24 protein-coding genes and 1 pseudogene are annotated in these 26,607 nt (G+C 62.0%); 10 read left to right on the top strand and 15 right to left on the bottom strand.

Features of this window, described 5'->3' with window-relative positions; translation table 11 throughout:
* Positions 1–23 precede the first annotated feature (23 nt).
* The 4 genes from E8A46_RS29410 to E8A46_RS29395 are packed head-to-tail and all read right to left on the bottom strand — an operon-like array spanning position 24 to position 4,317.
* On the bottom strand, positions 24–182 hold the full coding sequence (locus E8A46_RS29410; RefSeq protein ID WP_291568639.1) for a hypothetical protein: 159 nt from the start codon (positions 180–182) through the stop codon (positions 24–26).
* Between the two features lie 47 nt (positions 183–229).
* The gene (locus E8A46_RS29405; RefSeq protein ID WP_291568637.1) at positions 230–1,231 is read right to left on the bottom strand and encodes a helix-turn-helix domain-containing protein; all 1,002 of its coding nucleotides are present in this window, start codon (positions 1,229–1,231) and stop codon (positions 230–232) included.
* A 5-nt stretch (positions 1,232–1,236) separates the two neighbouring features.
* On the bottom strand, positions 1,237–3,180 hold the full coding sequence (locus tag E8A46_RS29400) for an AMP-binding protein (protein WP_291568636.1): 1,944 nt from the start codon (positions 3,178–3,180) through the stop codon (positions 1,237–1,239).
* Positions 3,181–3,231: 51 nt separating this feature from the next.
* Entirely contained in the window at positions 3,232–4,317 is a 1,086-nt protein-coding gene (locus E8A46_RS29395; RefSeq protein WP_291568634.1) for an ABC transporter substrate-binding protein, read from the bottom strand.
* Here E8A46_RS29395 and E8A46_RS29390 point away from each other — a divergent pair.
* From E8A46_RS29390 to E8A46_RS29380, 3 genes are all read left to right on the top strand, one after another.
* Positions 4,316–5,365, top strand: a complete 1,050-nt coding sequence (locus E8A46_RS29390; protein ID WP_291568632.1) for an enoyl-CoA hydratase/isomerase family protein — start codon at positions 4,316–4,318, stop codon at positions 5,363–5,365. The genes E8A46_RS29395 and E8A46_RS29390 overlap by 2 nt on opposite strands.
* A 268-nt stretch (positions 5,366–5,633) precedes the next feature.
* A complete protein-coding gene (locus E8A46_RS29385; protein WP_291568630.1) occupies positions 5,634–5,831 on the top strand; it encodes a hypothetical protein in 198 nt (65 codons plus the stop codon).
* Positions 5,832–5,847: 16 nt separating this feature from the next.
* Entirely contained in the window at positions 5,848–6,627 is a 780-nt protein-coding gene (locus tag E8A46_RS29380) for a hypothetical protein (RefSeq protein ID WP_291568627.1), read from the top strand.
* A 27-nt stretch (positions 6,628–6,654) separates the two neighbouring features.
* On the opposite strand, the gene E8A46_RS29375 is transcribed toward E8A46_RS29380, so the two are convergent.
* From E8A46_RS29375 to E8A46_RS29365, 3 genes are read right to left on the bottom strand one after another with little or no spacing between them, the layout of a single operon-like run.
* Positions 6,655–7,221 carry a DUF1254 domain-containing protein gene (locus tag E8A46_RS29375; protein ID WP_291568625.1) on the bottom strand — a complete coding sequence of 189 codons (567 nt, stop codon included), beginning with the start codon at positions 7,219–7,221 and terminating at the stop codon, positions 6,655–6,657.
* Complete coding sequence (locus E8A46_RS29370; protein ID WP_291568623.1) at positions 7,218–7,796, bottom strand: DUF1214 domain-containing protein; 579 nt, start codon at positions 7,794–7,796, stop codon at positions 7,218–7,220. Before E8A46_RS29370 ends, E8A46_RS29375 begins: the two co-directional genes overlap by 4 nt.
* Positions 7,797–7,798: 2 nt before the next feature.
* Positions 7,799–10,069, bottom strand: coding sequence for a PBP1A family penicillin-binding protein (locus E8A46_RS29365; protein WP_291568622.1), 2,271 nt, complete (start codon positions 10,067–10,069; stop codon positions 7,799–7,801).
* A gap of 284 nt (positions 10,070–10,353) precedes the next feature.
* Here E8A46_RS29365 and E8A46_RS29360 point away from each other — a divergent pair, with 284 nt between their 5' ends.
* From E8A46_RS29360 to E8A46_RS29350, 3 genes are all read left to right on the top strand, one after another.
* Positions 10,354–10,869: a YcgN family cysteine cluster protein gene (locus tag E8A46_RS29360; protein WP_291568620.1), complete on the top strand. Its 516-nt coding sequence runs from the start codon at positions 10,354–10,356 to the stop codon at positions 10,867–10,869.
* A 150-nt stretch (positions 10,870–11,019) separates the two neighbouring features.
* Complete coding sequence (locus E8A46_RS29355; RefSeq protein WP_291568618.1) at positions 11,020–12,597, top strand: MDR family MFS transporter; 1,578 nt, start codon at positions 11,020–11,022, stop codon at positions 12,595–12,597.
* Between the two features lie 208 nt (positions 12,598–12,805).
* The gene (locus E8A46_RS29350) at positions 12,806–13,027 is read left to right on the top strand and encodes a hypothetical protein (protein WP_291568615.1); all 222 of its coding nucleotides are present in this window, start codon (positions 12,806–12,808) and stop codon (positions 13,025–13,027) included.
* Positions 13,028–13,061: 34 nt separating this feature from the next.
* Here E8A46_RS29350 and E8A46_RS29345 read toward each other — a convergent pair whose 3' ends face one another.
* The 5 genes from E8A46_RS29345 to E8A46_RS29320 form a co-directional block, all read right to left on the bottom strand.
* The gene (locus E8A46_RS29345; protein WP_291568613.1) at positions 13,062–13,451 is read right to left on the bottom strand and encodes a response regulator; all 390 of its coding nucleotides are present in this window, start codon (positions 13,449–13,451) and stop codon (positions 13,062–13,064) included.
* Positions 13,448–17,026, bottom strand: a complete 3,579-nt coding sequence (locus E8A46_RS29340; RefSeq protein ID WP_363252825.1) for a GAF domain-containing protein — start codon at positions 17,024–17,026, stop codon at positions 13,448–13,450. The genes E8A46_RS29345 and E8A46_RS29340 overlap by 4 nt, the downstream gene beginning before the upstream one ends.
* A gap of 154 nt (positions 17,027–17,180) precedes the next feature.
* Positions 17,181–18,791: an MBL fold metallo-hydrolase gene (locus E8A46_RS29330; protein WP_291568611.1), complete on the bottom strand. Its 1,611-nt coding sequence runs from the start codon at positions 18,789–18,791 to the stop codon at positions 17,181–17,183.
* Positions 18,788–19,708, bottom strand: coding sequence for a ribose-phosphate diphosphokinase (locus tag E8A46_RS29325; protein ID WP_291568609.1), 921 nt, complete (start codon positions 19,706–19,708; stop codon positions 18,788–18,790). The genes E8A46_RS29330 and E8A46_RS29325 overlap by 4 nt, the downstream gene beginning before the upstream one ends.
* Entirely contained in the window at positions 19,705–21,249 is a 1,545-nt protein-coding gene (locus E8A46_RS29320) for a thymidine phosphorylase family protein (RefSeq protein ID WP_291568607.1), read from the bottom strand. The genes E8A46_RS29325 and E8A46_RS29320 overlap by 4 nt, the downstream gene beginning before the upstream one ends.
* A gap of 303 nt (positions 21,250–21,552) precedes the next feature.
* Between E8A46_RS29320 and E8A46_RS29315 the strand changes: the two genes are divergently transcribed.
* Positions 21,553–21,717: a Flp family type IVb pilin gene (locus E8A46_RS29315; protein ID WP_291568605.1), complete on the top strand. Its 165-nt coding sequence runs from the start codon at positions 21,553–21,555 to the stop codon at positions 21,715–21,717.
* 221 nt (positions 21,718–21,938) lie between these two features.
* Here E8A46_RS29315 and E8A46_RS29310 read toward each other — a convergent pair whose 3' ends face one another.
* Positions 21,939–22,898: a Ku protein gene (locus tag E8A46_RS29310; protein WP_291568603.1), complete on the bottom strand. Its 960-nt coding sequence runs from the start codon at positions 22,896–22,898 to the stop codon at positions 21,939–21,941.
* 303 nt (positions 22,899–23,201) lie between these two features.
* Here E8A46_RS29310 and E8A46_RS29305 point away from each other — a divergent pair, with 303 nt between their 5' ends.
* Both E8A46_RS29305 and E8A46_RS29300 read left to right on the top strand, forming a co-directional pair.
* Positions 23,202–23,354 carry a hypothetical protein gene (locus tag E8A46_RS29305; RefSeq protein ID WP_291568601.1) on the top strand — a complete coding sequence of 51 codons (153 nt, stop codon included), beginning with the start codon at positions 23,202–23,204 and terminating at the stop codon, positions 23,352–23,354.
* Between the two features lie 332 nt (positions 23,355–23,686).
* The gene (locus E8A46_RS29300; protein WP_291568683.1) at positions 23,687–24,103 is read left to right on the top strand and encodes a hypothetical protein; all 417 of its coding nucleotides are present in this window, start codon (positions 23,687–23,689) and stop codon (positions 24,101–24,103) included.
* A 101-nt stretch (positions 24,104–24,204) separates the two neighbouring features.
* On the opposite strand, the gene E8A46_RS29295 is transcribed toward E8A46_RS29300, so the two are convergent.
* Together E8A46_RS29295 and E8A46_RS29290 are read right to left on the bottom strand one after the other, a co-directional pair.
* Complete coding sequence (locus tag E8A46_RS29295; protein WP_291568599.1) at positions 24,205–24,492, bottom strand: helix-turn-helix transcriptional regulator; 288 nt, start codon at positions 24,490–24,492, stop codon at positions 24,205–24,207.
* Between the two features lie 746 nt (positions 24,493–25,238).
* Positions 25,239–25,502, bottom strand: coding sequence for a hypothetical protein (locus E8A46_RS29290; RefSeq protein WP_291568597.1), 264 nt, complete (start codon positions 25,500–25,502; stop codon positions 25,239–25,241).
* Positions 25,503–25,670: 168 nt separating this feature from the next.
* On the opposite strand from E8A46_RS29290, the pseudogene E8A46_RS29285 reads away from it, so the two are divergent.
* A pseudogene (locus E8A46_RS29285) lies at positions 25,671–26,607 on the top strand (undecaprenyl-phosphate glucose phosphotransferase); the annotation flags it as partial.

The following is a 26,607-nucleotide window of genomic DNA, read 5'->3' as shown; positions in this document are numbered from 1 at the left end:
ACTTTAACGAAAATCTGAAATCTTTAAGCTGTTGTATTTGAGAAGATATTTTGCTGAATTTCGGTGACAATCAAAACAATCCGTTTGGCTTCGGTGCCGACAGCCATTGAAACAGCTATGAAATCGCAACCCAAAATCGTCTCAAGGTCCCTCAGGCTGGCAAAGGTGGCGGTCTGCGGCACAGTTGCGCCGCGCGGCCCACGTCACTTGCTGTTAATCGCTACCACGTTCAGGTTTTCCTCGCCCTGCGGCCGCTTCCGGCCATCCTGTTAACGGTTGGAAGTACATTGGAGGGGAGTGCAGGGGCGGCGGATTCGTCTGAAGCATGGATGACCTCAGAATGGGACGCACTTCGTGCCCCAGCTTCCGATCGGCCTGTGGAGACGATATCTGGCCCGGGAAATAGCGCGCTGCCGATAGTGGCAGCTAACGCAACCAAATCCTGTCCAAGCGCTGTCAGCGCCTGCAGCGATTGCTGGCCCGTAATCGAGACGCCGCTTATGCCGAAGCGCGGTCGCTTCTCTTCGTCCACCACCAGGGCGGCAACAGACGTCAGGCCCCGAAACAGATGGCCGTCGTCCAGAGACCAGCCTCGATTACGCGCGTCGAAAACCTGTTTCTCGAAATCATCAAATGAGAGCGGAGCCTGCCAGCGCGGGATTGCGAAACGACGCCGCAATTCCGATGAGGGCACATCGAGTGTCGCGGCAACGCATCGTCCGATCGCGCCCGCCAGCAGCGGCATCCGGTAGCCTAACTTGATCTCCACCCTGACCGCGGTCTGGCTGTGCGCTCTGTCGATGAGGACAAGGCGATTGTCCTCCGTAATGCGCCACAGCAGGATCAACGTCTCATAGTTGAGGGCCAGTCGCTCGAGCTCTGGGTGAATGAGCTCGGCGTGACTGACCCCCAAAAGTCCTGCGGCCATTTCGGCCATCGCCAGGCCCAGCCTGTAGGTCTTGTCGGATTCAATGAACGAGACATAGTGAAGTCGCGCGAGCGTGCGCAAGATGCCAAAGGCGGTGCTTGCGCTGATCCCCGTAGCCCGCGTGACGGCGGCGACGCCCAACGGCTTGGAGCTTCCAGAGAGACACCGAAGTATCCGTAGCGCATTGACGACCGCCCCCACATCCTTTGGTACGCGGGCGGTCGCTTTCTTCGCTGGATTCTCCCTTGTCTTTTTCAAAGTCCTTTTGCCCTTTTCCGAAAGCCGGATGACAGTTTGCGCCAACGCATTCAACCTGCTCTCAGTCGTTCGATTTCCTCGATGGAGGCGGGATTGTCCAACGATGACAGATCTCCCGGGGGCGATCCGGTATAGATGTTGCGAAGGACCCGTCGCATCACTTTGGAGCTCCGGGTCTTCGGCAAGCTGCCGATCACGTGCACGACGGATGGCCGGAACGCGCGCCCCAACCTTTGCGCGACATAGTCAGATACCTGTGCCGGAAAGGTTTTCGGCAATGGCGCGTCAGGTGCCGGAACGACGAAGACGACGAGGCGCTGACCTTTCGCGGCATCCTCGATCCCGATGGCCGCCGCTTCGCTGATTTCAGGCATTTCAAGCAGGACGTCCTCGACCTCGGCGGGGCCGAGGCGTTTGCCGGCAACCTTGATGGTATCGTCGGAACGTCCCAGAAGAAAGAAATGGCCGTCCGCCTCCTCGATGGCCAGATCTCCATGGACCCACAAGCCGGGCACCGAACGCCAGTAGGTGTCGAGATAGCGTTCGCGATCCTCCCAGAACGCCTGCGTCATTCCCAGGAATGGCGCGGCTACCGCAAGTTCACCCACGCTGCCGACAAGACGCGTTCCGTCGCCGGAGGCGACGAAGGCCGAAATGCCGGGACTGACGGTGTTGAAGCCGGCAGGCCTGATCGGCTTGACGATCACGCTCGACAACAGCGCGCCCGAGGCTTCGGTGCCGCCGGTATAGTTGATCAGGGGCGCGGTGCCGTGTCCGAAGGTCCGCCGAAGCCAGTTGAAGTGCTCGGGCGCGATCGCCTCGCCGCTCGTAATCATGATCCGGATCGAATGGACATCGCCTGCGCACGCCTCCGCTTCATGCGCGGCCAGGCCGCGGATCAAGGTGGGCGAAACGCCGAGATGAGTCACCTGGTGGCGCTCCACCATTCGGGAAACGCGCGACCAATCCGGCGCATCCGGCGCGCCGTCGTAGCAGATCATCGTAGCGCCGCGCATGAGCGTCGCAGCCGCGAAGATCGGCCCCGCGACCCACCCCATATCCGCCGGCCACAGGAAGCGGTCGCCTTCGCGGAGATCGTAGAATATCGTCGCGTCGTGCACGACCTTGATCGGGAAGCCGCCGTGGGTGTGGACGATTCCCTTCGGTTTTCCGGTCGTGCCCGACGTGAAGATGATCATGAAGGGGTCATTCGCGGTCATCCGGCGCGCACTCGTTCCGGGTGGCGGCTCCGTCAACAGCTCTCGCCAGTTCACGACATTGGAACCGAGAACCGAACGATCGCCGCCGGACTTCAAGATCAGGAATTCGACCGCCGGCAGACGGGCTGCCGCTTCTGCAAGCGTACGCCGGGTCTCTACCGGCCGTCCGCGGCGGTAGAATACCGACGTCCCGATGATGGCCCGGGCGCCGGCCGCCGAGAGGCGCGAGCAAACCGCGTCGACCTCGAAGCCGGAAAACAGCGGCACGACGATTGCGCCGATATAGGGAATGGCAAGCAGGGAAACGACCGCCTCAATCCCGGACTCCATCAGAAGACCGATGCGGTCGCCGGGCCGAATGCCGAGCTTGATCAGGCCGGACGCGAATGCTTCCACCTGACGTTTCAGCTCGGCGTAGCTCACGGCGGCGATCTCGCCCGCCTCGTTTTCTGCAATGATCGCCGGCCGATCGGCCTGCATCTTGTCGTTCGCGCGATGCAGGATCGAGTCGACCCAGTTCAGCTCACCGCCGACAAACCATCGCGGGAATTCCGGGCCGTCTGTCAGATCCATGAACCGGTCGTAGGGTTTCGACCAAACGACACCGCAAAACGAGTTGACGCCCGCCCAATATCTGGACGGCTCATCGATCGAGAAGCGATACAGGGCGTCGAAATCAGCAATCCCGAGGTGCTTCATCAGCCGGGAGACACCGGCCTCGGACTCGTGATCAGGGTTGGGATGCCAAACGTCGCCTGCGAGTTCCTGTGCCATGCGTTATTCCAGTTTCCGAAATCGAGGTCCAAACCGCACGCCGCATCGCGGCTATTTCGTCAGCGGACATTTGCTTTCCGACAACTTGCGGAACGCATCGGCTCCTGGCACCTCGCCGACGAATTCAAAGAAATCCCAGGCGCCTTTCGATTGCGCGGGAGACTTGATGCGCGCGAGGAACATGTCATGCAGCATTCGGCCGTTTGGAAGAAGTTTGCCGTTTTGCAGGAACACATCGCTCATCGGGGTCGATAGCAAATAAGCGCGAACCTTGTCGGCATCCGTGCTATTGGTGGCTTTTATGGCGGACAGATATTGCAGCACCGCGGAATAGACGCCCGCCTGAAACATGGTAGGCATCTTCTTGTGCGTGGCGAAGAAGCGCTCTCCAAACGCCCTGGTTTGGTCGTTGCGATTCCAATCGAAGGCAGTCACGACCGTCATGCCTTGCATGGCTTCAAGACCGAGCGAATGCACGTCGGTGTTGATCGCGTACATCGTGCCGATGGCAATGCCTTCCTGCGGCAGCCCAAATTCTCTCGCCTGCTTCAGCGCGTTCACCAGATCGGCTCCGCCGGAGCCAAATAACACGGCTTTGGCGTGGCTGGAACGCGCTTGCAGCAGGTATGATGCAAAGTCGGCATTGTTGGTCGGGTGGTGCACGGCGCCGACGACCTTGGCTCCGTTTGCCTCCGCGGCCTCGCGAGCCGTCTGCTCGAGCGCAGCGCCGGCGGCGCCGTCCGGCGTGATGATGAACCAGGTGTCCTTGCCCTCGCGCATCAGTGCGGCGGCTTCCGCGCGCCCGACCGAATAGGTGTCCCACACCCATGAAAGGCCGTAGCCGTTGCATTCCTGCTCGCTGAGCCTGTCATTGATCGTGGTGCTAAAGAACACCAGCTTGTGCGCGCGGCCGGCGGCGCTGTTCACGGCAAGGGCAACACTCGAATTCGGCACGTCGAAGATGGCGCCGACCCCCTGATCGAACCATTGCTGCGCGATCGCCAATCCAATGTCGGCTTTGTTCTGGGTGTCCGCGGACAAAAGCTCGACCCGATCTGTCATTCCGCTATCCGCGATCGCCATCTTTGCAGCCAGGACGGAACCCGCGCCGCCATAGTCTGCATAGACTGACGACATGTCCGACAGAACGCCAATTTTGATCGATGAATCGGCGCCTGCGGTTTGGGGGCAGCAAACTATCGAGACCGCCCCAAGCAGGGCTATCGCCGTCCTGCGCATTTCGTCCTCCCGTGTACAAATTCGTTTTTATTTATATTCAGATGGTAGCATACTATTCGGGATTGTGAATACTCGGCCGAGGAACCGTGACAAGGTGTCCGGGCCGTTCGGGACAGGGAGGCCCACGCCAATGCAGCAAGCCACGCAGCGATATTCAGCCTATCAACGTCTCCAGTTCGACTATCCGGCGCCACGCGTTGTTCGCATCACGATGAACAACGGAAAAATGAATACGGCCGATGCGGTGATGCACCGCGAACTGGCGGGGGTATGGCGCGATGTCGACGCCGATCCCGAAGCGAACGCCGTGATCATCACCGGAGCAGGCCGGTACTTTTCGGCCGGGGGCGACTTCTCGCTGGTCCGGGCGCAGATCGACAGTTTCGAGGCTCGCGTCAGCGGATGGAAGGAAGCGCGCGACCTCGTCTACAATTGCATCAACTGCTCCAAGCCTGTGATCAGCGCCATGCGCGGCGTCGCGGTCGGTGCGGGACTGGTCTGCGGGATATTGGCGGACGTTTCGCTTGCGACGCGGGATTGCCGAATACTGGATGGTCACACCCGACTGGGCGTGGCGGCCGGCGATCATGCTGCGATGATCTGGCCTCTCCTCTGCGGCATGGCCAAGGCGAAATATTATCTTCTGACCTGCGATACCCTGTTGGGCGCCGAGGCCGAGCGGATCGGATTGATTACCGAGGCCCTTGACGACGATGCGCTCGATCAACGCGCGGTCGAGATCGCAACCCGGCTTGCGAACGGCGCTCAAGGCGCCATCAAGTGGACGAAATATGCGCTGAATAACTGGTTGCGCCAGGCGGGGCCGACGTTCGACGCGTCTCTCGCGATGGAGTTTCTGGGTTTCGATGGTCCCGAGGTGAAGGAAGGGCTCGCCTCGCACCTCGAAAAGCGCCAGCCGGCTTTTCCCAAACAAAGCCCATTCTAAATCAGGCGCCGCGAAGATTACGCAGATAAGGGAAGGTACCAACCAGATCTGGCGTCAGGTTGTGGGTCGCGACGGCTCAATGCTTCGCAGGCTTCGCTCAACTGAATGGCGCCGGTCGCGGGCGCCGGCGCACCGCACGTCCATATTTCCAGTGCGAACGCCAATCCGATCGCCGCGCAAAATTAAGATGCCGTTAACCACGTCCTGTTCTTAATGATGGCCTGTCGCCGGCAAATCGCGTCGGAGCGGCAACCAGAGAGAGTTTTAAATGGGCACCATCATTGAATTTCCGGCAGATGCGGCATCGCGGCGGCCGGGCTCAACCATGGATGGCGCCCCGCGCGAAGGGATGGGGACGATCCTGATCCTTCCCGTCGTCCGGATCGAACGCGAACCCGATGAAACCAGCGGCGGTCGCGGGCCGGAAGAAGGCACCGCCCCCGGTCGCCGTCGCCGCAGGCGCTGACATTCGGACATTCGATATGCCGGAGACGTATCTTCCGATCCGGATCAGGTCGCGGGCTTGCAGTTTTGCATCGGTGCTGACGCTGCTCGCGATCAGCCTGGCGCTCGCAGGGTGCAGCGGCGGCGATTTCGGCCGCACCCGCCAGGATTTCCTCAACGACGATATGCATCGCTGGATCGGCGGCGAGGCAACGGCAAGCGTCGGCCTGCATGCGTCGCAATTCCAGCTCACAGACGGCGAGCGGCAGCTTCGCGATCTGGCCTATCCCCTGATCGAGCCGCCGCATTCGCGTCCCGCCTGGAAGAGCGTGTTCGGCGATTACGCGGCGCTGCCGTCACCATGGCGGCAGAAGGCGGTGTTCGATCGCACCGCCTATGGGCGTATGCTGATCGACGAGCCGCACCGTTCGCATGCGTCGCGCTATTCGCAGCTGATCGATGATGTGCGCGACGACATTACCCGCTTCGAGCCGTTCTTCGCCAGTGCCATCCGCGTGCTCGATCTCGACAGGAAACGCAACGCCAGCCTGGCGCATGTTTCGCAATTGTCGCCGCGCGAACGCGCCGACGCGGTGGCCCGCATGGAAGAGAATACCCTGATCGTGCAGTGGGTACAGCAATGCCTGGAGCGAAGAATTTCCTCGTATCGCTGGGCGCTGGAACGGCTGGTGATCCAGGCCCCGGACAATATGGCGGCCGACGCCGATCGATTGATCGGCGAACTCGCCGCCCAGACCGCCAACCCGCCGGTGGCGGCGCAGCCCGTCATCGGGCGTGCGCTCAGCACGCGCGGCTGAAGATCTTCGAAAAGGATTGGGGAGCGTTTAGCGCCTCGCAGGCGTCGGTTCGGTCTGCACCTTGCAGCTCGACGCGGCCAGAGAAGCCTGGGCCTGCGGCATCAAGCCGGGTTCCGGCGCCAGCGCCTTCATCACGATCAATCCGGCCGTGGTTGGAGAATCGATGATCAGCCGGTCGGCCGCGGTTACATCCTCTTCCTCGGGCAATTCGGCGTGTTGAGCCTCGGTCATCAGATCGAGCTCGATCACCTTGCGTCCGGCGGACCGGTCGTTGATGGCGTAATAGGCGACTTCATTGCGGGTGTAGAACGACACCGACGTATAGGCTTGGCTGACGGGGACGGCGAGCTTGATCGGTCCACCGGACAGGTCGTAACGGCAGACCGCGACGGCGAACGCCGGATCCATGAACGGCAGCGGCGCGTTGTTCGGGTCCGGCAGCGGCAAGGGCGTCACGGCGTTCAGCCTCGTGATCGGCGCGAGACGCGAATAGGCGTCCTGGGTCGCAATGCGCGGCAATGCCAGCACGCTGACAAGATGCACGATGGCGCCGAGCAGCACGCCTGCGACGATCGTGAACAACAGGCGAATCATGGGCACCCCATGGTCGCGATCGACGGCATCGGCGCGTCGCGCTGGGTCCGCGTCGCCACGCCGACCGGCGTATCGTAAAGCCGAAGCACCAGCGCATAACGCTCGATCCCGCCGGTCGGCAGCCAATTTCCCGCGCGCGATCGCGACGCCACCCGCACCTCGAACGCGCCGTCCGCGCCGCGGATGATCTCCTGGCTGGTGAAGCCGTAGCGCTGCAGCGCATTGGCGACGAGGCGGCCTTTGGAATCGTACAGCGTCAGGGTCCAGAATCGTGCCGCCGGCGTCACGCCGCTCACGACCACGTCGCAGCGGCCATCGAGCGGCCGCTTGCGGTCGTCCGTCGTTGCCGAGAACGCCACGCCGTCACCGGTGCCGACCGGGAGTTCGCCACTGCGGGCAATCGATGCGCGTGAGTAGGGATCGACGTCGGCGGTGCCGGTCTTGGGCCGGGCGGTCCAGGCCCCGATCGTGAGGGTGCCGAGATCGGTGCCGCGCGTCGCCGTCATCCACGTCGCGCCGAGGCCGACGACGGTGGCGAGGATCAGCGCCAGCAAGGTGATGAAGATCAGCCGCACGATTAGTTCTTGCGCGCTGCGGGCGGAGCCGGATTGGCGGGCGCTGCCGCGGCAAAGCTGTCGTTAAACGCCGGGGCGTTGGAGGACACCGGCTTGACCGGCTTTGTCGGGTCGCCGGCGGTCCTGGCCGCGTCGTCGAGCAATTTCTCGACATGCACCAGGATGTCCGCACCGCGTTTGGTGAGGATCGGCGGCGGCGGCTTGATCTCCGCGGGCTTCGGCGCGCCGTTGGCCGCCATGAACGCGGAGGCGGCAGGCGCGGGCAATTTCGTGCCCATCCCGATGCCCGGAATCTCCTTGATCTCGACGCCCTGATGGGCGGCGACCATGATGTCGTGCCAGGTCTGCGCCGGCAGCGAGCCGCCGGTCATGCGGTTGGTCGCGGAGTAATCGTCATTGCCGTACCAGACGGCACAGGTGAAGTTGCCGGTATAGCCGACGAACCACGCGTCACGATAGGCATTGGTGGTGCCGGTCTTGCCCGCGGTCGGAATGCCGTCGAGCGCCGCGCGCCGCGCGGTGCCTTCGCTGACGACATGGCTCATCATTCCCGCCATATCGGCGGCAACCGATGCCGGTATGGCCTGCAGCGGCTTCTTGCCGTCGCGATCGAAACGCCAGACCAGATCGCCGGCGCCGGTACGAACTTCCAGTACCGCGTGCGGGGTGACCGACTTGCCCTTGTTGGGGAAGGTCGCATAAGCCACCGCATGCTCGAGCACCGTGACCTCGTCGGCGCCGATCGGCAGTGAGGGCGTGTCCGGCAGCGGCGCCTTGATGCCGAAGCGGCGCGCGACCTCGACGATCTTGGCGCGGCCGGCCTTGGCCGGATTGGGCGACTTGCCGCCGAGCGCGATCGACAGCTTCACCGGAACGACGTTGATCGAGCGGGTGATCGCCTGGGTCAGGGTCACCGCGCCGGAATAGGAGTGGCCGTAGTTCTGCGGGCACCAGTTGCCGATGCAGACCGGGCCGTCGACGATGATCGAGGTCGGCTTGAAGCCGTTGAGCAGGGCGGTGGTATAGACGTACGGCTTGAACGACGAACCGGGCTGCCGGTAGGCGTCGGTGGCGCGGTTGAACTGGCTGGCGCCGTAGTCGCGGCCTCCGACCATCGCGCGCACGCCGCCGTCGAGATCGGCGACCACGGTGGCGGCCTGGGTCGCGTGATAGTCCCGGCCGAACTGGCGCAACTGGTTCTCGATGGCGTCTTCCGCGCCGCGCTGCACGTTCATGTCGATCGCGGTCCGAACGACGAAGACGCGCTCATTATAGGATTTCGGAAATGTATCGACCAGCTTGCGCATCTCGTCGAACGCCCAGTCGAGATAATAGTTCGGCGAGTTCTCGTCGCGGCGGTCAACCGCGGTGGCCGGGTTGCGCCGCGCGCCGAACACCTGGCCTTCGGTCATGAAGCCGGCGTCGACGAGGTTATCCAGCACCACGTTGGCGCGGGCACGCGCGGCGGGCAGGTTGATGTGGGGCGCATATTTGGTCGGCGCCTTGAACAACCCTGCGAGCATCGCGGCCTCCGCGAGATTGACGTCGCGCGCCGACTTGTTGAAATAGAAATGCGCCGCGCCGTCGACGCCGAACGTGCCGCCGCCCATATAGGCGCGATCGAGATAGAGCTTGAGAATTTCGTTCTTGGAGAGCCGGGTCTCCAGCCAGACCGCGAGAAACGCCTCATTGACCTTGCGCTCGATGGTGCGCTCGTTGCTCAGGAACAGGTTCTTGGCAAGCTGCTGGGTGATCGACGAACCGCCCTGCCGGACGCCACCGGCCTGCGCATTGGTCAACAGCGCGCGCGCGGTGCCGGCGATGTCGATGCCGAAATGGTCGTAGAAGCGCCGGTCCTCGGTCGCCAGCGTTGCCTTGATCAGATTGTCAGGAAAATCCTCCAACGGAATCGAATCATTGTGCTTTATGCCCCGGCTGCCGATCGGATTGCCGTAGCGGTCGAGGAAGGTGACCGCGAGATCGGATTTCTTCAGCCAGTCGTCGTCGGCGGTTTCGCGAAACGCCGGCACCGCCAGCGCCAGCATCAGGATCAGCCCGCCGAGCCCGATGGTGGCGGCTTCCGACAAGGGCTCGATGAAGACCCAGCGTTTCCAGCGGCCGACATAAAACCGGTCCATGAAGGTCGAGTAGCGCTCGTAAAGCTCGCGCGCGCCTTTGCCCGACGAAAACAGCGTGGAATCGATGCGCGCGTCGAGATCCAGCATCCAGTGCCGGATTTTCTTGGTCCATTCCTTTGGCACGATCTTGCGCACTAATGCCCGGACCCTTGGTCAGTTCGCAGCGCTCTAAGCATTGGGGCCGTCGAGACGTCTTGCGCGAATGTTGCGGCAAACCCAAGGCGCATTTGCGCTCCTGGGGACTCTATCCCTGTCTAACCGAGCGGGGGCCATAAACCAATGGTCGGGCTCACGATTTCAGCCGGCAGGGATAACGTTGTCCCGGCCTTTTCGGCAGCGCCGGACCATCTTGCTTGCGCCGGTGCTGTCGCAGCCCCTAGAAGGGGCCCGAGCCACCGTCCGGAAACCCCTAGGGACTCATGACCGCCAAGCCCAAGCCGTCCTCCGGCCAGGAGGGTTTCTTCTGGAAAACCAAGACGTTGGAGGAGATGTCCAGCGTCGAATGGGAAAGCCTGTGCGACGGCTGCGCGCGCTGCTGCCTGGAGAAGCTTGAGGACGAGGATACCGGCAAGATCTATTTCACCCACGTTTCCTGCAAGCTTTTGGATGCCGGGCTATGCGCCTGCAAGGATTACACTAATCGCTCCGACCGGGTTCCGGATTGCGTCAGGCTCACGCCGGAAAATGTCCGCACCCTGAACTGGCTGCCGCCCAGTTGCGGTTACAAGCTGGTAGCCGAAGGCCGCGACCTCTATTGGTGGCACCCGCTGATTTCAGGCGACCCCAACACCGTTCACGAAGCTGGCGTCTCGGTGCGCGGGCGGGTGCAGGGAACCGAGAACGAGATCGCCGATGCCGACCTCGAAGACCACATCGTGCAATGGCCGGCGCTGTTGCCGAAGCGCGCCCGACTCAAGAAGCGGCCATCGTCCTGAAGGCAGGTCCCGTTATCCATCAAACGGTTGGCTGGTACGCTCGCGGGACGCACCCATGCGCGCAACCCGCTGCCGCAAGCCCGGTTTGCCGACTAAATTGGGGGCGAATCCCGGGCCGCCTCCGGTCGCATTGCAAAAATACCAATCCGCATGAGCAAGTTCGAACGACAGAGCCCTCAACCGGCTGACCACCAGGCATTGCCCGAAACGATCGCGGGCGAGCTTGCGCAGGCGTCTGCGGAGATCATCGATATCAGCGACGCACCACCGATTCAGCCGCGCGTCCCGCTGACGCCGAGTGAAGTCCGGACCATCCTGACCAGCCTGATGCTGACGATGTTCCTGGCCGCCCTTGACCAGACCATCGTCGCTACGGCATTGCCGACCATCGGTCGCCAATTCCGGGACGTCACCAGCCTGTCATGGGTGATCACCGCCTATCTGCTGGCATCGACCGCGGTGGCACCGGTATTCGGCACGTTAAGCGACATCTACGGCCGCCGCGCCATGATCATCACCGCGATGAGCCTGTTCATCGCGGGCTCCTTATTGTGCGCCCTGGCGCCGAACATGCCGGTGCTGATCCTGGCGCGCGGGCTGCAGGGGCTCGGCGGCGGCGGCATTTTGCCGATCGTGCAGACCGTGATTGCGGACATCGTGTCGCCGCGCGAGCGCGGCCAGTACCAGGCCTATTTCAGCGGCGTGTGGATGGCGGCCGGCATTGGCGGGCCGATCCTGGGTGGGGTGTTTGCCGAACATCTGCACTGGTCGATGATCTTCTGGATCAACGTGCCGCTGGGACTGACGTCGCTGGCGATGCTGCTGCCGAAAATGGCCAAGATCCCGGTATTCCACAAAAGGCGCAAGGTCGACTGGCTCGGCGGCGTGCTGCTGATGGCCGCCGCTGTGGTATTCATGCTGGTGCTGACCTGGGGTGGCAACCGCTATCTCTGGCTGTCACCCGTGATCGTGGCGATGATCGGTGCATCGGCCGCGCTCGCGCTGGCGTTCGTGTGGCATGTCGGGAATGCCGAAGAGCCTTTCCTGCCGCTGCCGCTGATGGGCGGAAAGGTCGTGCCCTACGCGATGGCTTGCGGCGGCTTTGCGATGGGCGCGATGCTCGGACTGACCGTGCATCTGCCGCTTTACTATGAGGTGGTCTATCATCTCAGCGCCAGCGAGGCGGGGCTTGCGCTGATCCCGCTGGCGGCCGTTTCGACCGGCGGTGCAGCGATTGCCGGCCGGGCCATGGCGCGCGCCAAACACTATAAGCGGGTCGCCATCATCGGGATGTTGTGCGCCGCGGCGTCCGGAGGCGCGCTTGCGCTTTTTGCGCTGCCACTATGGGTGTTGCTGGTGCTGCTGTCGGTGTTCGCGCTGGGTCTCGGCACCGCGTTTCCGGTCAGCACGGTTTCGGCGCAGAATGCGGTGACGCGGTCGCAGATCGGCACCATTACCGGGGCGACAAACTTCTTCCGCGCATTGATGGCGTCGTTCACGGTGGCATTCTTCAGCGCGATCCTGCTGATGGCGCTTGGCGCCGATATTTCACTGGCCGGCGAGCATCGCGGTCCGGTGAGTTCGATCCCGGTCGCCGACATGATCGCTGCATTCCGCTATGTGTTCGGTGCCGCCGCGGCGATGATGGTCGCGGGATCGCTGTGCATGGCCCTGATGGAAGAAAAGCCGCTCGCCGGTCCCGCCAGGCCGGTCGATATCGCGGAGTAGGACAAAGCTGAGTTCTGCCCGTTCCTTGCGCTGCGGCCTACCCATCGGCGCGAAATTCATCTAGATCATGATGCGACTGGGCTGAATCGGATCATGATGTCATTTCCCTGTTTGAGCATGATCCTTGAGACTGATTCGCACTTTTGCGGATCATGCTCTCACAGCGCCCCGAACCAAGTCCGACATTGAAATCTGCAAGGAGCCGGCCATGAGCAAACCCACCGTCGAGCAGGCCCGGATGGGCACCGAAGGCATTGCCTTCTGCATCGCGCGGACGCTGATCGAGCGCGATCCCTCACTGAAGGCGCCGATGCGCGCCAATTTGCGCAAGATGTGGGAGCTTCTGGAGGAGCGCGAGGACCACGGCGCCGCCGACATGGTGGACACCATGATCAAGGCGCTGAACGATCCCGCGTTCTTCAAGCCGTAGAGATGGCGGCATTGGCGGGAGAGGGAGCTTCGAGCTAGCTCGCCTGCTGCAGTCTGGTGTCGATTTCCTCGCGCAGCACGGTGAAGTCGATCGGCTTGGTCAGCAATCCGCTTGCGCCGCCTGCCAGCGCCTTGCGTTTGGTTTCGGGGTCGCCGTAGGCGGTAATCATGATCACGGGAACCTCGGGGCGTATCGCCTTCACCCTGGGCAGCATTTCGAGTCCGGTCATGCCGGGCATGTTGATGTCGGACAGGATCAGGATCAGCGATTGCTCGATGGTGTCGGCAATGCGCGCCAGCGCGTCGGCGGCCGAAATGGCAAAGTCCATCACGAACCGCTGCGCGCGAAGGTCGCGCCTGAATTGCTGGCGGAACAACGCTTCGACATCGGGCTCGTCATCGACCACAAGAACCAAAACGTTCACGTCGGACCTCTATTCTTGTCTGATTGGGCGCTCGCCCGCGGCAAAACGATGGTGAATTCCGTGAACCGTCCGGGCTCCGTTTCCACCTCGATCCTGCCACCGTGTTGTTTCACGATGATGTCGTGGCTCATCGACAGGCCAAGCCCGGTGCCTTCGCCGGCCGGCTTGGTCGTGAAGAACGGGTTGAACATTTTTTCCTTCACCTCGGCCGGGATGCCGGTGCCATTGTCGCGAATGCGGATTTCCACGGCGTGGCCGAGGTTTCTCGTGGTCGCGCTGACGATCGGGTCGAAGCCTGAATGGCCAATCTCCATCTTGCGTCTGGTTACCGCATAAAATCCGTTTGAGATCAAATTCAGGAATACCCGGGTGATTTCCTGCGGGAACACCTCGATCGTGCCGGCCGCCTCGTCGAAATCCCTCTGCAGGGTGACGTTGAATTGCGGCTTCTCGGCGCGGGCACCGTGATAGGCGAGATTGAGGCTCTCCTCCAGAAGTGCATTGATGTCCGCGGGCCGATGCTCGCCGCTTCCCTCGCGCGAATGCAGCAGCATGTTCTTGACGATGGAATCGGCGCGCTTGCCGTGCTGGACAACCTTCTCGAGATTGTCTTTCAGCAGGCCCGTCAGTTCATCGACTTCTTCGCGGATGTTGCCGGCGAGGGTGGCCGACTTCAACACGTCGTTGAGCTCATCGGTCAATTCGGCTGACAATGCTGAGAAATTGTTGACAAAATTGAGCGGGTTCTTGATCTCGTGGGCAATGCCCGCCGTGAGCTGGCCGAGCGAGGCCAGTTTCTCGGTCTGCACCAGGCGGTCCTGCGCGGTTCGCAATTCATCGAGCGATTGCGACAGCTCCCGGGTTCGTGCCTGCACCTCGTCGAACAGCCGGACATTCTCGATCGCGATCACCGCCTGGTCGGCGAAGGTCTGCAGCAGTTCGATCTGGCGTTGAGGGAACGGCCCGGTTTGCGAACGCGCAATCACCATCACGCCGATCACGGCATTGTCGCGTGTCATGGGGACGGCCAGTGTCGAACGAATTTGGCCAATGCTCGAATCCGAACCACCGGCGGTTCGAATTGCCTCCCGGATCTTGGGATCCATTTCCGGATCCGCGAAGAAGTCGGTGATGCTCTGCACTTCTCCGGTCAGGATCACGCGTTCCGCGGCGGTGCCGCGGCCTGCGCGTATCGGGCGTCCCTTGAACAGGAGGCTCGCTTCCGCGACGCCGACGCCGGCGATCGCCTTGCATTCAAAGGCCTCATCGCCCCGCAGGTAGAGCAGGCCCAGATTGGCGCCGCAGAGTTTGTAGGCAGACTCGACGAGGGTATCGAGCACAGACTGCAGATCGAAAACCGAGCGGCTGATGACTTTCAGCACCTCGGCGGTCGCCGTCTGTTGTTGGAGCCCCTCCGCGAGGTCGCGGGTTCGTGCCTGCACTTCGTCGAACAGCCGCGCGTTCTCGATCGCGATCACCGCTTGATCGGCGAAAGTCTGCAGCAGCTGGACGTGATGTTCGACGTACGGGCCGGGCTCGACCCGGGTCACCGCGATCACACCTATCGGCGTCCTGTCACGCAACAGAGGTACGAACAGCATGCTGCGAAAGCCGCGAAGTCGCGCCAGGTCGCGTATAGCAGGTATCTCTTGTTCGGTATCGATCACCCGGAAAATCTCGCCTCTGGCGATCGCTTCGCCCCAACTAAAACTCAACAGCGGAACGGGGAATATGGCCTTGAGGGTCGCATCGGCTTCCGGATTGGTGGGCGTGAAAGCCCTCAGGTGCATCACGCCGTCGACAAGCCGGAACACCGTGGTCGACAGGGCATCGACCAGCCTTTTCGATCGCTCCGCGATGGCCTCGAACACCGGCTGCACGTCCGAGGGCGAGCTGGCGATGACCTTGAGGATGTCGGCGGTCGCGGTCTGCCGCTCCAGCGCCTCCTTGGTCTCATTGAACAGCCGCACGTTCTCGATGGCGATCACGGCTTGGTCGGCGAAGGTCTGCAGCAGCTGGACGTAATGGGTGCTGAACGAGCCGGGCTCCTTTCGCGTGACGCTGATCATGCCGATGGGCGTTCCGTTGCTCATCAGCGGCGTGAACACCATGCTGCGGTAACCGCGCAACCGCGCGATCTCCCTGTTTACTCGCGGCACATCCTCCAATTCGGTATCGGTGAACTGCACGGTCTGGCCGCCGCGAACCAGGTTGAAAGACGAAAACACCGCGAGTGGCATCGGGAACGAAGCCTGCAGCGCCTGGTCTGCTGTTGCATTCGTCGGCGTGAACGCCACCAGGTGAAGCGCGTCGCCGACGAAGCGCACGACCGTGGCGGAGAAGCCGCCGAGCAGCCTTTTGGCGCTGGCCGCGATGGCCTCGAACACCGGCTGCACGTCATTGGGCGAACTGGCGATGACCTTGAGGATATCGGCCGTGGCGGTCTGCCGCTCCAGCGCCTCCCTGGTCTCGTTGAACAGTCGGGTATTCTCGATCGCGATCAGGGCCTGGTCGCGGAAGGATTCGGCCAGCGCGATTTCGCTCTCGCCGAAAATTCCAGCCTGTTTTCCGGCGATGCCGAGCAGGCCAATGCATTTCCCCTCGCGCAGCAGCGGCAGGTACAGCGCCGAGTTGATGCCTAACGTCTCGTGGACCATGCGCTCATAGTCGGGCAGTTCGACCGCCGACCAATCCGGCAAATGCAGATTTTTCCCGGTGACGATGACGCGCGACGGGAAATTGGCGTCGGTATCGATCGCCACAGCCCCGAGATCGGGGGGAGGGCGGAGTCCTTCCGGCCCCGCCGTGGCTACGGGCCAGTAGGTGGTGGCGTCGCACTCCAGGATGAACGCCAGGTCGCGGCGGAACAGCCGCGTGGCGGTGAGCACGATGGCGTCGAAGACCGGCTGCACGTCGGTCGGCGATTGACTGATGACGCGCAGAATCTCGGATGTCGCGGTCTGCCGGGCCAGCGCCTCCTGGGTCTCGTTGAACAGCCGCGCGTTCTCGGTCGCGATCGCGGCCTGGTCGGCAAAGCTCTGCAGCAGCGCCAGTTCGTCCTCCGTGAAGGGCACGGGGCGGTCGCGGTGCACGATCAGCGCGCCAATGGCCCGGCCCTCGCGCCGAAGCGGCGTGCCCGACATGGTGCGGGTGCCAGCGGTCCGCGCCGGTGCAAGCCCCGGCCAGCGGGCCATCGCCGCGGGATCATCGGTGTCTGGAACGTGGACCTGGCGGTTTTCGAGATAGACCGCGCCCGGCATGAACTGCGAAGTGATAGCGACATGCGCCAGCGGGATCGCGGTGGCGATCCGCTCCGAGCCGGCGCCGACGCGGATGGTCCGGCCCCAGCGCTCGCCGTCGGCGATCAGCAGCGAGACGCTCGAGGCACCGAACAGCCGCTCGGTGATCTCGGCGATCCGCTGCAACGAGCGCTCGGCATCGCCCGGCGCGCCGGCGATGGTGCGCAGGATTTCGGCGCCGGCGGCCTGGCGATCCCTGGCCGCGCGCAATTCGCCTCGCAGACGCTCATTCTCCTCGCTGAGATCGGTCTCCACGGCCGGGGGAAGCGCGGTCATCCCATGAAATCCAGCATATCCAGTGTCCGGCGGCGCGGGCTCAAAGGGCCCCCAGCCGATCAATGTCCGATTATCCCATCTCGGCCGCATCAGGGCCAGCGCCATCAGGCCAGTTTTTCCGTCCGGCGTGCCTTTCCCCGCCAATGATCGAGCGTCAGGCCGCAGGTTCAGCCCGATCCGCCAGCGCGCGTCGCAGCCGGCGGATGATGACGCCGCGGGCGCGGTCATCGGCCGCCGCCGCGATCTGATCGTTGATATCGAGCACAAGCCTCGACATCTCGTTGTGCCAATCAAGATGGATCACCGCTTCAGGGGCGAGGCGGCGGCGATGTGCGACGTCCAGCAGCGTGGGCGCCGGCGTTGAAAGCTCGTAAATGTCGTCGAGCACCGGCTGAAAGAGTTTCGCCGAGGGAATGATCCGCTCCGCGACGCGCGCGGCGAGACCAGCGATCGCCTGCTCCTCGCCGTGGACGAGGAACAGGCCTCGTTGAATCGGGCGGCGCGCGGCGATCCATCGCGTGATTTCACTCCCGTCGGCATGCCCGGAATATTCATCCATCATGCGGATGCGGGCGGCCACCCTGATCTCCTCGCCCTGGATCCGGACAGCCTTGGCGCCTTCCTGAAGAAACCGGCCGAGGGTGCCGTGCGCCTGATAGCCGACCAGCAGCACGGTGGCCCGGCTGCTCCAGAGCCAGTGCTTGAGGTGATGCCGAATCCGCCCGGCATCGCACATGCCGCTTGCGGCGATGATGATATGAAAGCCGGTCAGCTTTGCGATCGATTTGCTTTCGTCGACAGTCTCGGTAAATCGCAGATGCGAGGAGCTGAACAGGCGATTGACGTCGATATCCGCATCGAGGCTCGCGGCATGTTTCCGGAACACTTCGGTGGCGTGGATCGCCAGGGGCGAATCCAGAAAAATCGGCGCCGGCGGAATCTCGCCGCGTTCCATCAGATCGACCAGATCGACGATCAATTCCTGGGTGCGTTCGACCGCAAAGGCGGGGATGAGCAGGGCGCCTTTCGCCGCCGCGGCGTCTTTGACTTCTGCGGCGAGACGCTGGCGGCGCTGTTGCGGCGTCGTCGCGGCGCGAATCCGGTCGCCATAGGTCGATTCCGAGATGACGTAATCGAACCCGGCTGGCGCCTTCGGATCGGGCTCGAGCAGCTTGGCGTCGGGGCCGACATCGCCGGACGCGAGCAGGCGCAACGGTTGACCCGCAGCGCCTTCACCCTCGAACTCAAGTTCGATCGAGGCCGAGCCCAAAAGATGACCGGCATTCCAGTAGCGCGCGCGAACGCGCGGTATCACACCGACCCAGGTCTCGTATTCGACCGGCTGGAACGATTGCAGCGATGCGACGGCGTCGGCCTGGGTGTAGATGGGGCTGACCTCGGCTCTGCCACGCGCCGAATTGCGCCGGTTGAGGGCCGCGACCTCCGACTCCTGAATGCTTCCGGCATCCGGCAACATATAGGAACACAGGTCAATGGTGCCGCGCGTCGCCAGAATTCTGCCGCGGAAGCCTTCGCGCACCAGCTTCGGCAACAGCCCGCTGTGGTCGATATGGGCATGCGTCAGAACCACGGCATCGACATCGGCGGGCCGAAACGGAAAGGCGCCGTAATTGAGTTCCTTCAGGGTCTTCTGCCCCTGGAACAGGCCGCAGTCGATCAGGAAACGCCCGGACGGCGTTTCAAGCAGATAGCACGAGCCCGTTACCGTGTGCGCCGCGCCGCAAAATCGAATGGTCACGCTCATGTTGTGATCTCCGGGAGGGTAGTGCCATTCACCTCGCCGCGCAGCGCGGCCGCGAAGATGTCATCGAGCGGGATCGCGTTGGTGGGGTGCGGCACGCTGGACGTCGAGCGCAAGGAGCGAATGCCGGCGTCTCTGAACTTGGCGGCCATTTCGTGTGGAAACAGCGCATGCGTAATGACCGCGTCGACCGCTGTGGCGCCCGCGGCGATGAGCGCCTTGGCGCAGCCAATCAAAGTGCCGCCGCTTGAGACGATATCGTCAACCAGCAGCACCGGCCGGCCGGCGACCGATGCCGGGTCGGTGAGCGCGATCTCGACGGAGCGGTCGCCGCGGCGGATTTTCCGCGCAACCATGTGCGCCAGTCCGAGCTTGCCGGCGAGATCGCTCACCCAAGGCGCAGATTCCGCGTCGGGGCCGGCCACGATCGTTGCCGGATCGATCCCGGCCGAGCGCAGCGAATTGGCGATCGCCGGCATGGCCGACAGGTCTTCCGCCTCGATACCGGGGAAAACCGCGCTGATGTCGGGCGTGCGGTGGAGATGGGCATCCACCGTGATCACGCGATCCACAATTCCTGAAATGAGCCGGCCGACCGCCTTTTGGCTGATCGCTTCGCCTTCGCTGAAGGCTGCATCCTGGCGCATGTAGCAGAGATAGGGCGCCAGCAGCACGAGCCGCCTGGTGCCTGCCCGGCGAAGCGCTTCCGCGGCGAACAGGAGAGCAATGAGCTTGTCATTTGGCTGGTCGAGGGGGGCATAGATGATCGTCGTCGCGGCGGCAGCGCCGACCGTCACGCGTATTTCCCCGTCAGGAAACCGGTGCAGCTTGATTTCCCGCAAGGCAACGCCGAGCAGCGAGGCCAGCCGTCCTGCATCTGCGGCACCGGATGACAGGCTCTGCATGGCGACGTCGCTCACAGCTTTTCCGGGCCGCGAGGCGGTGTCGGATTTTCGATGGCGTAGCCGGTATCGATCTTCGCGCTCGCCACCGCAAGATCGCGCCCCGACGGATCGAAAGCGTAAACCCGATACAGCGGCTCGCCGCTTTCGACGCGGTCGCCGAGCTTCTTGAACAGCCGGATGCCGGCTCCCTTGTCGAGCGGAGCGCCCGCGGTTCGCGCCAGACGGTTCATCTGCAGACAGTCGATGCCGGAGACGACGCCATCGCTGCCGGCCGGCACATCGAAGGTCAGATCCCCAAGGCCGTTGCTGCAGTTCGACGGCCCCTGCGCATCGATGATTTTTTGCATTTGTTTGAGGGCCGCTCCGCTGTCGAGCAGTTCGCGGGCGCGAGCATAGCCGGCGCCGCCCCGTAGCTTCGGATCGTATTCCAGCAAATGGGCGGCGAGCCGCAGCGATTTTTCGCGCAGGTCGCTCGGGGCTGCGGGATCGTTGGCCAGAACGGCCATGACATCCCGGGCTTCGAGCACGGGACCGATGCCATTTCCGATCGGCTGGCGGCCGTCGGTTGTGATCACCTCCACCGCTATGCCGAAGCGGTCGCCGACGAATTCGAACAGCTTGCGCAGCCGCATGGCTTCGGTGCCGTTGGTGAGCTTGGCGGTGGGGCCGACCGGCAGGTCGATCAACAAATGGGTCGAACCGGCCGCCAGTTTCTTCGACATGATCGAGGCCACCATCTGTTCGCGGGTGTCGAGGCTGAGCGGCCGCTCCACCGAGATCAGGATATCGTCGGCGGGAGACAGGTTGACGTGCCCGCCCCAAACCAGACAGCCGTTGCAGGCCGCAACAATGGCCTGCATCTCGTCGGCGCCGACATTGACCCGGGCCAGCACCTCCATCGTATCGGCGGTGCCAGCGGGAGAGGTAATGGCGCGCGAGGAGGTCTTCGGAATCGGCAGGCCGTGGGCCGCCACGATCGGCACCACGATCATGGAAGTCCGGTTGCCCGGAATGCCGCCAATGCAGTGCTTGTCGACCACGATCGGGTTGGTCCATTTCAGCTGTGTTCCCGCCTCGGCCATGGCCCGGGTCAAGGCGATCAACTCGTCGCTGGTCATGAAACTGGCGGAGCCGATCAGGAACGCCGCGACCTCCATGTCGGAGTAGCGATAGTGCGTGAGGTCGTTGACGATTGCGGTGATCTCCCGAGCGCTCAGGACCTGGCCGCGGATCTTGGCGCGCACCGCTTCGAGACTTTCCGGCGGAGCCGCCGGCGTCACCGCCACCAGATTGCCGGCGGGTTCGGCGAAGCGCCGGAACGCCGGCTCGGAAAGGCCGATTTGGTCGGGGCCGACGAGAGCGTCGTCGTCGGTGATGAGGAGGGTGGCGAGCAGCACTTTGGAGTCGCGGCGCAGTTCGACGCGGCTGAATCCGCGAAAGATCTCCGCGCGCAACGCCTTCGACTGCCGCGAAATGACGACCACGTTCTCGCGTCCGGTGTCGAGATTGACGCTTCGAATTTTCAGCTGCGGGCGGGTTGTGTCGGCTGGGTGCATTGGCAAGGCCGGTGGTTGAACTACTCAAACCACATTGGGCACTCTTGCTTCAATCTGTTTGATCCAAATCATGATTTCCAGCCGGTCGCGCGCTTTTAGGTCGCTCGTTGAACGGGGCATCGGCACCGATCAGGCTCTCATGCTCCGCCAAGCAAAGCCGCGGAAAGATGCCAGAATAACGGCCAGTCTGGTTAACCCATCTTTCAGCGTGTTCATCAATGTACTCGCAACCATTGATATCTAGATTTCAGCGGGGCGTCGGGTGGGGCAGGATCCTGTGGGGGCGTGCCAAAGGAGTTTTGAATGCAGCAGCTGATTTCAAGATTTCTGAGCGACGAATCCGGCGCGACGGCCATCGAATATTGCCTGATCGCGGCCGGTCTGAGCATTGTGATTGTCACCGCCGTCAACGGCATCGGCAGCACCCTCAACACCAGATTCACCTCGGTCAATACTTCGCTGAAATAGCGGCCTGCGATCTCTCCGCGTTCAGCACCCGCATCGCCGCGATACGCGCGAACATGCGTATCGCCGCCGGTTGGCGCGGCGTTGTTCTGCCTCCCGACCGCCATTTGCCAGCGCGGCTGCTGGAACTGTTCCGGGAGTTCACGACGTCATCGGCGACCAGACGTGGCACTGGCAGTGAGGTTAGTTGCCTTGCAAAAAAGGCCGACGTCGCAGCTGTTGCGCTATCCGGCCTTTTTCGATCGGGCGGGCGCGCGTCCAGGTTTTTCGGCCTTCCTGGGTGCTTGGGTCTTGGCTTCTTCCTTCGCAACACGCTTGCCGCTGATCGGCAGTAACATCTCGCGTTGGCCGGAGACGGCCTTGCGCGGCTTCTTGCCTTTTGCCTTGGCCGGAGGAGGGGCCTGCCGTTCGCTGGCGAGGCTGCGCTTGAGCGCATCCATCAGGTTGATGACGTTGCCGCCAGTCTTTGGCGCGGCTTTCGCCGTGGTGCGAATGCCGCTGCGCTTCTTGTTGATGAGATCGATCAGCGCGGATTCGTAGTGATCCTCGAATTTGTCCGGCTCGAACGATCCGGACTTCTTCTCGACGATGTGTTTGGCGAGATCCAGCATGTCCCTGGTGACCTTCACCTCCTGGATATCGTCGAAATATTCCTTTTCGCTGCGCACCTCGTAAGGGTAGCGCAACAGCGTGCCCATCAGGCCCTTGCCGAGAGGTTCCAGCGCGATGATGTGCTCACGGTTGGTCAGCACGACGCGGCCGATCGCGACTTTGTTCATGCTGCGAACGGTCTCACGGATCACCGCGAAGGCGTCGTGGCCGACCTTGCCGTCGGGCACGAGATAATAGGGGCGGATCAGATAGCGGGTGTCGATGTCGGTTTTCGGCACGAACTCGTCGATCTCGATCGTGTGCGTCGATTCGAGCGCGATGTCGTCGAGTTCTTCCTTCGACATCTCGATGTAGGTGTCGGTGTCGACCTTGTAGCCCTTCATGATGTCTTCGGAGGCGACTTCCTCGCCGGTGTCCGCATCGACCTTGGCGTATTTGATCCGGTGGCCGGTCTTGCGGTTGATCTGGTTGAAGCTGACCTTTTCGGTGTCCGACGTCGCCGGATACAGGGCGACCGGGCAGGTCACGAGGGAAAGGCGCAGGAAACCCTTCCAGTTGGCGCGGGGGGCCATGGGGATACTCCGAAAAACGCAACAAAAACGATGATACCACCGGCGAACCGGGTTTCAAATAAGCCCGGGCGCAGAATCTCCTAATGGCGTTAACCGCGGCGGGGGCCGATGGTTTCGGAGCCTGATCAAAAGGGGCGCCGGCGCAAATCGCGATAGAGCCGCATTCTTTCCGAGGTGACGCTCCCTGACATTGGCGGGCCCCAAAGCCCAAAGCCGGAACATGATCGGAAATCATGCGTTGCTCCCGGTACCCAGCGCCGAATGAGCGGGGCCTCTGGCGTGACACAAGAAATCGAGGGCACCATGGCAACGCGACAACAGCGCCAGATCGTCGAAACGCCAACCGAAGCGCGGCAGGCCGAACCGGGACCGTCGGTGCTTGCTCTGCTTGTCGTTTCCACCGGCCTTGCGGTTTTGATCCTCGGCGTGATCTGGTTCGCGTTCTTCCGGACCTGAGAAGGACTGCACCGGCCGGAACGAAAACTTCACGGCCGCACTCGCCCGTAATCGGCACAAAAAAACACCGGAAAAAAATCAGCATAAACTGGTTCACGCGACGGAGAGGACCCCCCAGCTGACCTTGAGCAATTGGATAGCGGCCGTGCCATGGGCTGGTCTCCGATTTGGCTTTTCGGCTGAACCTCCCAGGCAAGACACGGACCGGGTGAGCGGCGGTGACTGGTCGAAGCCATGCGGATCGTCCCGGAGATTTAGGCTTTTTTAACCAAGATAGAGTGATTTGAATTATACTGGGCGCGATGGCTGCGGTTTGAACCGGACATACCATGATGTTTCAGCTGTTCTTACGAGCTCGCGCACGCAATTACCTCAAGAAGCGTCTGGGTGATCAGGAGTTCAGGGCGCGCTCAGCCGATCGCGACGCCGAGACTGATAATTCGCGCGTCAGCGCCATTTTGCGCGCCGTCGATAATGCACTGCTTGCTGCGGAACAGGAACAATCGGGCCTCAACCGACGGGTCGAGGATGTGCTGGCGCGTGCCGCGGTGACGCTTGGCAATGGAACTGACGAATATCTGGAGCGCGAACCACTCGACAGTCACCACCAGAATTTGTTCGGCATCGAGATTGCCAATGGGCAACGTCGCGTCAAGGAGCTTGCGGCTGCGATCACGCATCTTAGATTCCTGAAGGCTGCGACGTTGAGCAGGTTTCCGGACTTGAAAGCGCCAACGGCGAGCGATTAAGTCACGACACGGTCTAGTGAGTGGTCTTGCTGCGCTGCGAGTCCCGCCGCTCGCTATGTCCGCTATCACGCGCCCAGGCTGCGCCTGCCGTCGTCCGCAGTCTAAAGCGTGGTCCCGCGCTTTGCCTCATCCTCCAATGGCGGTTGGACGACGGCCTCCTTCGGATCATCCGGCGGAAACATCGACGCCAAAGGGACATTCAGAATCTTGCAGATGTCGAACAAGCGCACCGCGCTGATGCCGTTTATTCCCTTTTCATAATTTTGAACTTGCTGAAACGAGACTTTCAACGCGCTGGCAAGCTGTTCCTGGGTCAGGCGCAGCGACAGCCGATACTCGCGTATTCGCGAGCCAATATATTCGTCGATCTCTGATTTCGTCTTCTTCATGTCCCGGCTTGTCCGTGCGCGGTGTGCATCGCCCTCGCCCTTTGGACTATCGACCAATTGCGACTTCCAAACCCTGTTCGGTGCAATGGTACGTCGGGGGAAAGTCAAACATGGTTCAACGATGGCGACGCCCATGCGGGGGCGGATACACCCTGGCCGCACACTCGATTGGGGCAGGGAAGCTGTCGGATTGCCGCGTTTTGTCGCCGGCTTGTCCCCTCCAGTTCAAGCCCCGCGTGCCTTTAGAAGGCGCCTTGCCGCCGTCGGGCGTGACGTTGAGGCGGTTGTCGGATTACATAAACGTTGGAGTTGAGGGCGATCGTCATCGGAAATTGATGGCGCTCCGTTTGTCAGTCGAAAAGGGGTTGGGAACAGCGACAAAGTCGTAGCTTCCGTCTGCTTTCAATCCGCGAAACTGCAAAAAGCCGCGGTCGGTTGTAATAATGTCTCCTTTGCGGAGATCTCCATCGTTCATAACTTGGTCTGACGCGACACGGGCCAACTCGGCCTCGTCCGGTGGACTTCGGCCGGTACATTCGACAACTCAAGCCGCAGGAGATGACCTGTCAGTCCAGATGGTAGTCTAGCACTCCGCCGGAGTTAGTCGCGACATTTTCAATGGCGGGGTTTCGGTGAGTACATCCAGCCGGTAATCAAAATGGCTCGGCGGAGTCCTGCCAGGGTATTGGCGGTCTACCACCAGGGAACCCTAGGCACTTCTAATCGTAACCCTGGCGTTGGTAGGGTCAGACTTGCTTGGATTGGCGGATATTTAGCCGTTCCAGAAGCTGTCCGTAGGCGCCGCGCGCGGTCAGTCCGACCATGTAGCCAGCCTGAATTGAGATCATCGGCAACAACAGAACAATTGCGCTGTCGGACAGGCTTTGACCCGCCGACCAAGACGAAGAAATATATGCCCCCGCCCCCAGTATTGAGAACGGCAGTAAAGCTAAAATATTGAAACGGAGGCCGAGGTAGACGCCCGCACAGCATGATAAAAGCGGCAGCATCTATTATGTGCTCCAGGACCGAATGGCGCCCAACAGATTAATGTTGCGCCGCACCCTGCCTGAGCCTATCCTTGTGACCATTAACGAAGAGTTACATTGTCGTTTGGCAGTTTAATTTTTTTGTGCTTCCTGATGACAAAATGGCGGCAGTGAACGGCGGCAGTAATCATGTTTATCGGGTCGGATGTTCGAGACAAACCGGGACAGCTCGACGACTCCGCGGGCCGCCCTCCGGCTAGTTTCTCGAGCGATGCAATCCCTTATCTTCTGTCCACGGCCGACGCATTTATCATTCTACTTTCGAGCGTTGTAAGCGGGATTGGCTATCAGCTGGTGATAGGTAATTCGATGCCCGATATCCTTCCGCATTGTGCGGTCGGACTACTGGCGAGCTTTATCCACATTTTGCGAATGAGCGGGAGCGGTTACTACGACTTTCCTGATAGTGCCAAGCCTCGCGTGGAGATCGGACAAATTCTCGTCTGCTGGTTTACGACAGGCTTATTGCTCGCATTCTTCGCATTTCTTCTCAAGATTGGAGTCGCCTATTCGCGCGGTGCCTTCGTGATCTTTTATTTTCTTGCACCGGTGGGTTTGTTGGGGGTGCGCAAGCTTACCAAGAATGGTTTGGCCAAAGCATTGTCGACCGGAGCAATCGGTCGTCGCGACGTCGTTCTAATTGGTGATTTTGATGAATTGGCCGCTCTAGAGCCGCAAGACTTGCTGGCATTTTTTGGCGCATCAGAAATCAACAGCTTTACGCTGGGTCGAGAAAACGATCCACTGGTACGCTCGGCGACGGACAAACGTATTATTAATTCCGTCGCCCATTTCGTGCGGCGCCATAATTGCCGAGAGATATTGCTTGCGTTGCCCTGGGGTGACGTGCACCGCATGGAACTGGTCCGCGACGAATTAAAATCCCTTCCAGTGGCGGCGCGATTGTTGCCCGATATGCAGGTTCGATCGTTGACGAACTTTAAGTCGTCCGCGCGACAGCGAGTTCTGGCCATCGAAATCCAGCGTGCACCTCTCAGCGGAGCAGAGCGTTTCGTCAAACGTGCCCTGGATATTACGGTGGCCAGTGTGGCGTTGTTATTTTTCC

The sequence above is a fragment of the Bradyrhizobium sp. genome, from assembly GCF_004799445.1.
Taxonomy (GTDB): domain Bacteria; phylum Pseudomonadota; class Alphaproteobacteria; order Rhizobiales; family Xanthobacteraceae; genus Bradyrhizobium.
Note: the sequence above shows the minus strand (reverse complement) of the source record. Positions and strands in the feature narration are given on the sequence as shown.